This is a genomic window from Brevundimonas sp. (genome assembly GCF_036399195.1).
In the GTDB taxonomy this organism is placed as follows: Bacteria; Pseudomonadota; Alphaproteobacteria; order Caulobacterales; family Caulobacteraceae; genus Brevundimonas.
Map to the genome: position 1 here is coordinate 1 of NZ_DASWNO010000198.1, position 8,219 is coordinate 8,219.

13 protein-coding genes are annotated in these 8,219 nt (G+C 69.8%); 5 read left to right on the top strand and 8 right to left on the bottom strand.

All coding sequences use genetic code 11. The features are described from left to right. Window positions 1–510, top strand: a 510-nt coding sequence (locus VGB60_RS09075) for an ATP-binding cassette domain-containing protein (protein WP_331037945.1), incomplete at its 5' end; no start/stop codon positions are given. Here VGB60_RS09075 and VGB60_RS09080 read toward each other — a convergent pair. The 6 genes from VGB60_RS09080 to VGB60_RS09105 all read right to left on the bottom strand — a co-directional run bounded on the left by VGB60_RS09080 (window position 507) and on the right by VGB60_RS09105 (window position 4,096). After that, the gene (locus VGB60_RS09080; RefSeq protein ID WP_331037946.1) at window positions 507–995 is read right to left on the bottom strand and encodes a chemotaxis protein CheE; all 489 of its coding nucleotides are present in this window, start codon (window positions 993–995) and stop codon (window positions 507–509) included. The two genes, VGB60_RS09075 and VGB60_RS09080, sit on opposite strands and share 4 nt — an antisense overlap. After that, window positions 992–1,579: a response regulator gene (locus VGB60_RS09085; RefSeq protein ID WP_331037947.1), complete on the bottom strand. Its 588-nt coding sequence runs from the start codon at window positions 1,577–1,579 to the stop codon at window positions 992–994. The genes VGB60_RS09080 and VGB60_RS09085 overlap by 4 nt, the downstream gene beginning before the upstream one ends. A gap of 75 nt (window positions 1,580–1,654) precedes the next feature. Continuing rightward, a complete protein-coding gene (locus VGB60_RS09090) occupies window positions 1,655–2,611 on the bottom strand; it encodes an acetyl-CoA carboxylase carboxyltransferase subunit alpha (RefSeq protein WP_331037948.1) in 957 nt (318 codons plus the stop codon). An 87-nt stretch (window positions 2,612–2,698) separates the two neighbouring features. Beyond that, window positions 2,699–2,890: a type II toxin-antitoxin system HicA family toxin gene (locus VGB60_RS09095; RefSeq protein ID WP_331037949.1), complete on the bottom strand. Its 192-nt coding sequence runs from the start codon at window positions 2,888–2,890 to the stop codon at window positions 2,699–2,701. A gap of 64 nt (window positions 2,891–2,954) precedes the next feature. Next, window positions 2,955–3,179 (bottom strand): DUF1902 domain-containing protein, encoded by a 225-nt coding sequence (locus VGB60_RS09100; protein WP_331037950.1) that lies wholly within the window; start codon window positions 3,177–3,179, stop codon window positions 2,955–2,957. Between the two features lie 17 nt (window positions 3,180–3,196). Further along, window positions 3,197–4,096, bottom strand: coding sequence for a tyrosine recombinase (locus VGB60_RS09105; protein ID WP_331037951.1), 900 nt, complete (start codon window positions 4,094–4,096; stop codon window positions 3,197–3,199). Window positions 4,097–4,263: 167 nt separating this feature from the next. Here VGB60_RS09105 and VGB60_RS09110 point away from each other — a divergent pair, with 167 nt between their 5' ends. The 3 genes from VGB60_RS09110 to VGB60_RS09120 are packed head-to-tail and all read left to right on the top strand — an operon-like array spanning window position 4,264 to window position 6,451. Continuing rightward, window positions 4,264–4,761 carry a shikimate kinase gene (locus VGB60_RS09110; protein ID WP_414644503.1) on the top strand — a complete coding sequence of 166 codons (498 nt, stop codon included), beginning with the start codon at window positions 4,264–4,266 and terminating at the stop codon, window positions 4,759–4,761. Continuing rightward, window positions 4,758–5,867: a 3-dehydroquinate synthase gene (gene aroB, locus VGB60_RS09115; RefSeq protein WP_331037953.1), complete on the top strand. Its 1,110-nt coding sequence runs from the start codon at window positions 4,758–4,760 to the stop codon at window positions 5,865–5,867. Before VGB60_RS09110 ends, aroB begins: the two co-directional genes overlap by 4 nt. Beyond that, complete coding sequence (locus VGB60_RS09120) at window positions 5,864–6,451, top strand: GNAT family protein (RefSeq protein WP_331037954.1); 588 nt, start codon at window positions 5,864–5,866, stop codon at window positions 6,449–6,451. Before aroB ends, VGB60_RS09120 begins: the two co-directional genes overlap by 4 nt. Here VGB60_RS09120 and VGB60_RS09125 read toward each other — a convergent pair. Continuing rightward, window positions 6,448–6,852 carry an MliC family protein gene (locus VGB60_RS09125; protein WP_331037955.1) on the bottom strand — a complete coding sequence of 135 codons (405 nt, stop codon included), beginning with the start codon at window positions 6,850–6,852 and terminating at the stop codon, window positions 6,448–6,450. The two genes, VGB60_RS09120 and VGB60_RS09125, sit on opposite strands and share 4 nt — an antisense overlap. A 38-nt stretch (window positions 6,853–6,890) precedes the next feature. Next, window positions 6,891–7,376 (bottom strand): tRNA adenosine(34) deaminase TadA, encoded by a 486-nt coding sequence (tadA, locus tag VGB60_RS09130; RefSeq protein WP_331037956.1) that lies wholly within the window; start codon window positions 7,374–7,376, stop codon window positions 6,891–6,893. On the opposite strand from tadA, the gene VGB60_RS09135 reads away from it, so the two are divergent. Continuing rightward, a partial coding sequence (locus tag VGB60_RS09135; RefSeq protein ID WP_331037957.1) for a pseudouridine synthase occupies window positions 7,365–8,219 on the top strand: 855 nt, incomplete at its 3' end. The genes tadA and VGB60_RS09135 overlap by 12 nt on opposite strands.

Here is an 8,219-nt window from a genome sequence, read left to right on the forward strand (position 1 = left end):
GTGGCCCTGTTCAACGACAGCCTGCGGGCCAACATCGGCTTCGCCCGACCGGATGCGGACGAGGCGGCGATCTGGGCGGCGGCCGAGGCGGCGGAACTGGCTGTCTTCATCCGCGGCCTGCCGGAGGGCATGGAGACGCGGGTGGGGGAGCGCGGCCTGAAACTGTCGGGGGGCGAACGCCAGCGGGTCGGCATCGCCCGCGCCCTGCTGGCCGATCCGGGCATCCTGATCCTCGACGAGGCGACCAGCGCGCTCGACAGCCGGACGGAGGCGGCGATCCAGAAGACGCTGCGCCGGGCCCGAGCGGGGCGCACGACGCTGGTGGTCGCGCACCGCCTGTCCACCATCGCCGACGCGGACCAGATCCTGGTGCTGAAGGCCGGACGGATTGTCGAGCGCGGAGCGCACCACGAGCTGGTGGCCCGGCAGGGGGGTGAGTACGCGGCCCTGTGGCGCAAGCAGACGCGGGGAGCGCGGACGGACCGCGCGTCTGCCGACGCGGAGACCTAGAGAGTGGAAGTCGGAGGCCGCGGCGCCGACTTTCGCTCGACGACCTGCCGCAAGCTGTCGAGCACGGCGGCGCGCGAGTCGGCCTGTTCCAGCGGCAGTGTTTGCAGCAGCTTCAGCGCCCGGGCGTGAACGGTGACGATGCGCCAGTCGAAGGGTTTGTCGGCCGGCGCGTTGTCGAGGATGTCGCACAGCCCGGCGGCGGCGCGGCACAGGTCCAGCAGCTCGAACGGGCTCGCCGCATCGATGACCCCGTTGGCGGCGCGGTACGCTTCGCCGATACGGCCCGCCTGTTCCTCGATCGAGCCCGGCTGAGGCACGGCTTCCAGCAGGACGATCTGCGCATCCACGACCGCCATGGCCTGGGCGCGCATCGCCTCGATATTCTCGCGCGCCTGAGCAAGAGCGACGCCGACGCTGACCCCTCCGGCGGCGTCGATCATGGTGGCGAGGCGGGACTTGCCCCGCGCGTGGGTGATGACGCTCACTGCAACTCCTCCGCCGCCTCCACCGCGGCTGCTCTTGCCTGCTCGGCGACGAACGCCGCCTGACGGATCGCCGCGGCGCGGCGCTCCTCCCCCTTGGGTCCGGTGTCGCGCACGCGGCGATCCGGACCGAAATAGTCGCCGACCTCGAGGAACGGCCGGGTGTCGCGCGCGACCCAGACGATCCGCTCCAGCAGGGTCGTGGCGCTGAACGGCTTGGTGACCACGAAGTTCGCGCCGCAGTCCCGCGCCTCCAGCATCTTCGAGCGCCGCATGTGCGCCGCGGTCATGATCACCGGCGTCATGGCGTTGGGCGGCTTGACCGAGCGCCGGAGCCAGCGGACCAGTTCATAGCCGTCCACGGTCGGCATCTCGCAATCCACCACGATCAGATCGATCGGCTGATCCGCCAGTATCTCCATCGCGGCCGCGGCCGAGTGACAGCTGTAGCGGACGCGGATGCCGAAGCCGCGCAGCGCTGAACAGGTCAGGTCGAGACCGAACGGAGAATCGTCGATGACCATCGTCACCGCACCAGACAGGTTGATGACCGAACTCTCGCGCAGCGCCTCGCCGACGCCGCTCAAAATACGCTCACTGAACGGGCCGGCCACACACTTGCACGCATGACGTAACCGTCGCAGGTCGTGGTAGACGAGAGGTTAATGCGCCCCGTTGCGACCGATCGCGTAAAACCGGTCCGCCCGAGCCTTGCGCAGTTGCTCCGGTGTCAGGGGGGACAGGGCGGCGAGTTCCTCGGCGAGAACGTCGCCGACGGCGGCGATCGCCGCCTGCGGATCGGCGTGCGCTCCGCCGACCGGTTCCTGGATGATTCGGTCGACGATCTTCAGCTCGACCAGATCCGGGCCGGTGATCTTCATGGCCATGGCCGCATCCCGCGCCCGCGCGCCGTCGCGCCACAGGATGCCGGCCGCGCCTTCCGGCGAGATGACCGAATAGATGGAGTGCTCCAGCATCAGCACCCGCCCCGCGGCGGCGATGGCGATGGCGCCGCCCGATCCGCCTTCGCCCGTTATCGTGGCGATGGACGGCACGCCGAGGGTCAAGCAGCGCTCTGTCGATCGGGCGATGGCCTCGGCCTGGCCGCGTTCTTCGGCGCCCAGCCCTGGATAGGCGCCGGCGGTGTCGACGAAGGTCAGCACCGGCAGGCCGTAACGCTCGGCGAGGTCCATCAGGCGGACCGCCTTGCGGTAACCCTCCGGGCGGGCCATGCCGAAGTTGTGGACCACCCGGGTCTGGGTGTCGTGACCCTTTTCGTGGCCCATGATCACGACCGGCTCGCCGCGGAACCGCGCCAGCCCGCCAAGGATGGCCTGATCGTCCCCGAACTGCCGGTCGCCCTTCAGCTCGACGAAATCGGTGAACAGGCCGGCGACATAGTCGACGAAGTGCGGACGCTGCGGATGGCGCGCGACCTGGGTCTTCATCCACGGGTCTAGGCCGGCGTAGGTCTTGCGGCGAAGCTGCTCCGCCTTCTGGCGCAGACCCTGGATCTCGGCCTCGAACGAGCCGGACGTCGAGGAGAGCAGGCTCAGTTCCTCGATCTTCGCTTCCAGATCCGCGATCGGCTTTTCGAACTCGAGGTAGTGCACGGCCATCAGGGCGTCTTCATGCTCGGCGCGCCCTGCGGCGCTCTGGAAGGCGGCGGAACCTAGTGGGGACAACGCCGGGGGGCAAGCGGCGGTTCAGAAGGCCTTCGGCAGGCCGGTCTGTTTGAGGATTTCATTGGCCAGGTGGCGCAGAGGCTTGGAAGGGACCGTCACCTGCCGGCCTTCCTTGTTTCGCCACTTCTCGTGGCTGCCCTTCCCGCCAGGAACCTTTACATACCCAGGCTTCGCCAGCGTCCGTGTCAGCTCGCGATAATAGTCCTGAACCATCGGCTGCTCCCCGAACCGAACCTAGGCCCGATCCTGAGGGGTGGGGTGAGGTCGCAACGCCAAATCAGGCGGCAGCAAGATCAAGTTCGCGCACGGCCTCGAACCGGATCATCACAGGGTCATGAATACCGAGGTTCGACGCGAGAAGATCCGGTGCGAAATGTCGGATCAGATCCTCAAATTCTTCGAGGGTGTCAGTCTGAAGAACGAGGCCCGGGATGTCGGACTCGCTGAACCAGACGCTGGCTTCAGCATCCCACAGGGCCTTGACGAAGAAGGACTGGCCCATGGGCTGACTATGCGCCGCTACTCATCCCGCGCCAAGGGGTGCATGTCCTGCACCACTCGCGCCAGCCGATCTGTCGCGACGTGGGTGTATATCTGTGTGGTGGCGATGTCGGCGTGACCGAGCAGGGTCTGGACCACGCGCAGATCGGCCCCGCCCTCCAGCAGGTGGGTTGCAAAGGCATGGCGCAGGACGTGGGGGCTGACGCGGGCGGGATCGATGCCTGCGTCGATCGCCGCCTGATCCAGCAGCTGGGCGAAGCGGCGGGGGGTCAGATGGCCCTTGGCCGAGGCGGACGGGAACAGCCACGGGCTGTCCGGCGCCTTTTCGGGCCGGGCCGCGTCGCGGGCGATCAGCCACGCCTTCACCCCCTCCCGCGCGGCGGTGTTGAGGGGGGCGAGGCGTTCCTTGCCGCCCTTGCCGCGCACGATCAGCCAGGCGGGATCACGACGAACGGCCTCCAACCGCAGCGACAGAAGCTCCGAGACGCGCAGCCCGGACGCATAGGCCAGCTCGACCAGCGCGACGAGGCGGACGCCGGCGGCGCCGTCCCGCGCCGCTGCGGCGGCGAGCAGGCTGGCGATCTCGTCGCCGGACAGGGTCCTGGGCAGGCTGCGGCCCTGCTTCGGCGCGTCCAGTCGCCGCGACGGATCGTCGGCGCGCCAGCCCTCGCCCAACGCGAAGCGATAGAACTGTCGCACGGCGGAGCGTCGGCGAGCCTGTGTGGCCGGGGACAGGCCGCGTCGCCCCAGGCCGGCGTACCAAGCCTCAATCCCCGCTTCGTCCGCGCGCATCAGTCCGGCGGCCACGCCCGCTTCGGCGTCGGCCAGATCGCGCGCATAGGCCGACAGCGTATGCGGAGAGGCGTCCCGCTCGACCGCCATCATCTCCAGAAAGGCCTCGATCTGCGGCGTGCTCATCCGACCCGGCGCTTTGCGGCGGCGTCGCTTGGTGTAGAGGGTGTTGGCTTCATGCCGTGCCTGTCCGCGCCCTGTCCGTCGCCTGTAAACCGGTCCCCGCGAGGCCGACGTTGAACGAGGCCGCGTCGATTCCCGTGTCTGAACGCACCATAGCGCTGGTCGGCCTGATGGGCGTGGGCAAATCGACCGTAGGGCGGCGGCTTGCCAGGCGGCTTGGCCTGCCGTTCGCCGACGGCGACGTGGAGATCGAGGCGGCGGCGGGCATGACCGTGTCCGACATCTTCGCCCGCCTGGGCGAAGCGGAGTTCCGGGCCGGAGAGGCGCGTGTGATGAAGCGGCTTCTGGAGGGACCAAGAATGGTGCTGGCGACCGGCGGCGGCGCCATCCTCAATCCCGACACGCGCGCGGCGCTGACGGCCCGGGCGGTGACCGTCTGGATGCGCGCCGATCTGGAAACGGTGGCCGAGCGGGTCCAGCGGCGCGACACCCGGCCGCTGCTGCGCGGGCGGAATCCGCTTGAGGCGCTGACGTCCATGGCGGCTGTTCGATATCCGTTCTACGGCATGGCCGACGTCACCGTGGATGTCGCCCGAGGCGCTCACGGCGAGGCCGTGGACGCCATCGTGCGGGCGCTCGAAGACTTCGGCGCGAGGTCCGCGGCATGAGTACGGTCATCCCCGTCAGCGGGCCCGGCTTTTCGCCTTACGACGTCGTGGTCGGGCGCGGTCTGCTCGGCGAGCTGGGACAGCGGACCGGGCCGATGCTCGGCGGCCGCACTGTCATCGTGACCGACAAGACGGTCGCGGCCCTGCACGGCCCCGCCGCCATGGCGTCGCTCGAGGCCGCGGGCGTCCGTGCCCGTCTGCTGGCGGTGCCGCCGGGCGAGGCCTCCAAATCCTTCGCCGAGTTGGAGCGGGTGATCGACCGGCTGTTGGCCTTCGGCCTGGACCGGAGCGACGTGATCATCGCTCTCGGCGGCGGCGTGGTGGGTGACCTCGCAGGGCTGGCCGCCGCCCTGTACATGCGAGGGATCGGTTTCATCCAGGTCCCGACCACCCTTCTGGCCCAGGTCGACTCGTCGGTCGGCGGCAAGACCGCCATCGACACGCCCCGGGGCAAGAACCTCGTGGGGGCGTTCCACCAGCCGCGGCTGGTGCTGGCCGACGTCGATCTGCTTGGCACCTTGCCGGAGCGGCAGCTGCGCTCCGGCTGGGCCGAGGTTCTCAAGCACGGGCTGATCACCGACGCCACGTTCTTCGACTGGCTGGCGAAAGACGGTGCGGCGGGGGCTGTGGGCGAGCCGAAGGCGCTGCAGCGGGCCGTGGTGCGGTCCGTGGAGATCAAGAGCGCCATCGTCGCTCAGGATGAACGGGAAGGCGGGCGCCGCGCCCTGCTAAACCTCGGCCACACGTTCGGCCACGCCCTGGAAGCGGAGCTGGGCTTCGACGAGGACCGGCTGACGCACGGCGAGGCCGTCGCGCTGGGCTGCGCCATGGCGTTCCGCTTCTCCGCGACGAGCGGTTTGTGCGACCCGGAAGCGGCCGCGCGGGTTGAGGCCGTGCTCGCGGCGGCGGGCCTTCCGACGCGCGCGCGCCAAGTCGGGACGTTCAGGGCGACGGCCCTCGTCAAACGCATGGCGGGAGACAAGAAGGCCGAACGGGGCCGGCTGACGCTGATCCTGGCCCGGGCCGTCGGCGACGCTTTCGTGGCCAAGGCCGCCAGTACGGCCGCCGTGAGCGCCTTCCTTGAGCAGGACCTCGCGGGCGGATGAAGATCGAGCCGGTCGTGCTGGAAAACCGCTGGGTGCGGCTGGAGCCCTTCGCGCCCGGGCTGAAGGAGGCTTTGCGCGCCGCCATCAGCGTTGATCCCGAAGCCTGGTCGATCATGGTCTCGACGGCCTACGGCGAGGCCTTCGATCCCTGGTGGGACGGGTTCATGAAGCGGCTCGCGGGAGGCCGGGACACGCCCTATGCGGTGCGACGGCTGAGCGATGGTCGGATCGTGGGCGCCAGCAGCCTGCATGACCTGGTTCCGGAGCATCGGCGGGTGGAGCTGGGCTCGACCTTCTATCACCCGGACGCGCGGGGCGGCGTGATCAACCCGGCCAGCAAGCGGCTTCTCCTCGGGCACGCCTTCGACAGCGGCATCGTTCGGGTCGAGATCATCACCGATGCGATCAACGCCCGCAGCCAGGCCGCCATCGCTCGGCTGGGCGCGGTGCGGGAGGCCGTGCTTCGGCGGCACAAGACGACTCACACGGGTCGGGTGCGTGACACGGTCATGTTCGCGATCACGGATCAGGATTGGCCGGAGGTGATGGCCCGGCTCGACGCCCGGTTGGCGGCCTTCGCCTAGTCGACTGCGCGGCAGTCGGTGGGATCGCGCCCGTCCGCCGTCCACGTCGCCATGACGCCCTTGCCGCGCAGTTCGTAGCCCGAGGCGCGGTACCACAGGCCGTCGGTGGACTGTTCCTGGAACAGGTCCACGGCCGCGCCGCTGGAGTTGCGCACCGTCGCCATCCGGCGGGGGTTGTCGAAATCGACCGAGAGACGCTCGCTGTTGTTGCACAGGTAGACGGTGCGGATGATGCGGTTCAGGGCCCGGTCCTGAAGCTCGGCCCCGGTGCGTTTCCGGGCGGTCTGAGCTTCCTGCGCCCGTTCCCGAACGGCGTCCCCATCCGACGGAGCGTCGGCTGGCTTCTGACCGCATGCAGCCAGCGCCAAGGTCAGCAGGAGGGGCAGGGCGTAGGACTTCATGCTGGCTCTCGGGAAGCGGAGCCGTGGGGCCCGGCTAGCTAACGTCCGGTCGCGGGGGCCGTTCCTTTGCGCCGGGCGCGGAAGAAACCCCGCAGCAAGTCGCCGCCTTCGGCGGCCAGGACGCCGCCCTCAGCCGCGGGCTTCCAGTGACAGGTCGGCTGGTCGAAGAAGCGGGGCCCGTGGGCGACCGCTCCGCCCTTGGGGTCATCGGCGCCCCAGACGACGCGGCCGAGGCGGGCGTGGCTGATCGCGCCCGCGCACATCGCGCAGGGCTCCAAGGTGACGTAGAGCGTCAGGCCGGTCAGACGATAGTTGGCGCGCTTGGCCGCCGCCGCGCGCAGGGCGACGATCTCGGCGTGGGCCGTCGGGTCGTGAGCGCCGATCGGCCCGTTTCGACCTTCCGCCACCACCTCGCCGGTCGCCTCGTCGACGATCACGCAGCCGACGGGCGTCTCTCCGGCGTCCGCCGCCGCTTGCGCACACGCCAAGGCCATGTGCATGAACCGCTCATCATGGCCAGCCATCCCCGAGACAACGACAAGAAGCCGCGCCCGCGTCAAGACGACAGCCGCGACGGCCCGCGCAAACCCTACGTCAAGCGCACCGAAGGCGGCGACGATCGCGGCCCGCCCAAAGGCGGAAAGCCCTTCGGCAAGCCAGGCGGCAAGCCCTTCAGCAAGGACGGCAAGACGTTCTCAAAGGACGGGAAACCGGGCGCCAAGGCCGACGAGGGTCCGAAGCGCAGCGAGCGCATCGCCAAGGCCATGGCCCGCGCCGGCATCGCGTCGCGCCGCGAGGTCGAGCGCCTGATCGGCCTGGGCAAGGTGGCCGTCAACGGCAAGATCCTCGACACGCCGGCGGTGCTGGTGACGCGCGACGACGTCATCACCGTCGACGGCAAGCCGATCGGCTCGGCCCAGGCGACGCGCGTGTGGCGCTATCACAAGCCCGCGGGCCTGCTGACCTCGCACACCGATCCGGCAGGACGACCAACGGTGTTCGACGCCCTGCCGAGCGGCCTGCCGCGCGTGATCTCGGTCGGCCGGCTGGACCTGAACACCGAGGGCCTGCTGCTGCTGACCAACGACGGGGAACTGAGCCGGGCGCTGGAGCTGCCCTCGACCGAGCTGGTGCGCCAGTACCGCGCCCGGGCGCGGGGGCGGGTGTCGCAGCTGCAGCTGGATTCGCTGAAGGAGGGCGTGACCGTCGACGGCGTCCGCTACGGTCCGATCGAGGCCACGCTGGACAAGGCCAAGGGCGGCGACGACGAGAAGCAGTCGGCCAATCTGTGGATCAGCGTCTCAATCACCGAGGGCAAGAACCGCGAGGTCCGCAAGGTGCTGGAGCATCTTGGCCTGACCGTGAAC

Coding starts and splice junctions, on each gene's coding strand:
- aroB (WP_331037953.1), top strand. CDS start 4,758: ATGAGTACGGTCATCCCCGTCAGCGGGCCCGGCTTTTCGCCTTACGAC.
- VGB60_RS09110 (WP_414644503.1), top strand. CDS start 4,264: ATGGGCGTGGGCAAATCGACCGTAGGGCGGCGGCTTGCCAGGCGGCTT.
- VGB60_RS09120 (WP_331037954.1), top strand. CDS start 5,864: ATGAAGATCGAGCCGGTCGTGCTGGAAAACCGCTGGGTGCGGCTGGAG.
- tadA (WP_331037956.1), bottom strand. CDS start 7,376: ATGGCTGGCCATGATGAGCGGTTCATGCACATGGCCTTGGCGTGTGCG.
- VGB60_RS09100 (WP_331037950.1), bottom strand. CDS start 3,179: ATGGGCCAGTCCTTCTTCGTCAAGGCCCTGTGGGATGCTGAAGCCAGC.
- VGB60_RS09095 (WP_331037949.1), bottom strand. CDS start 2,890: ATGGTTCAGGACTATTATCGCGAGCTGACACGGACGCTGGCGAAGCCT.
- VGB60_RS09125 (WP_331037955.1), bottom strand. CDS start 6,852: ATGAAGTCCTACGCCCTGCCCCTCCTGCTGACCTTGGCGCTGGCTGCA.
- VGB60_RS09090 (WP_331037948.1), bottom strand. CDS start 2,611: ATGGCCGTGCACTACCTCGAGTTCGAAAAGCCGATCGCGGATCTGGAA.
- VGB60_RS09105 (WP_331037951.1), bottom strand. CDS start 4,096: ATGAGCACGCCGCAGATCGAGGCCTTTCTGGAGATGATGGCGGTCGAG.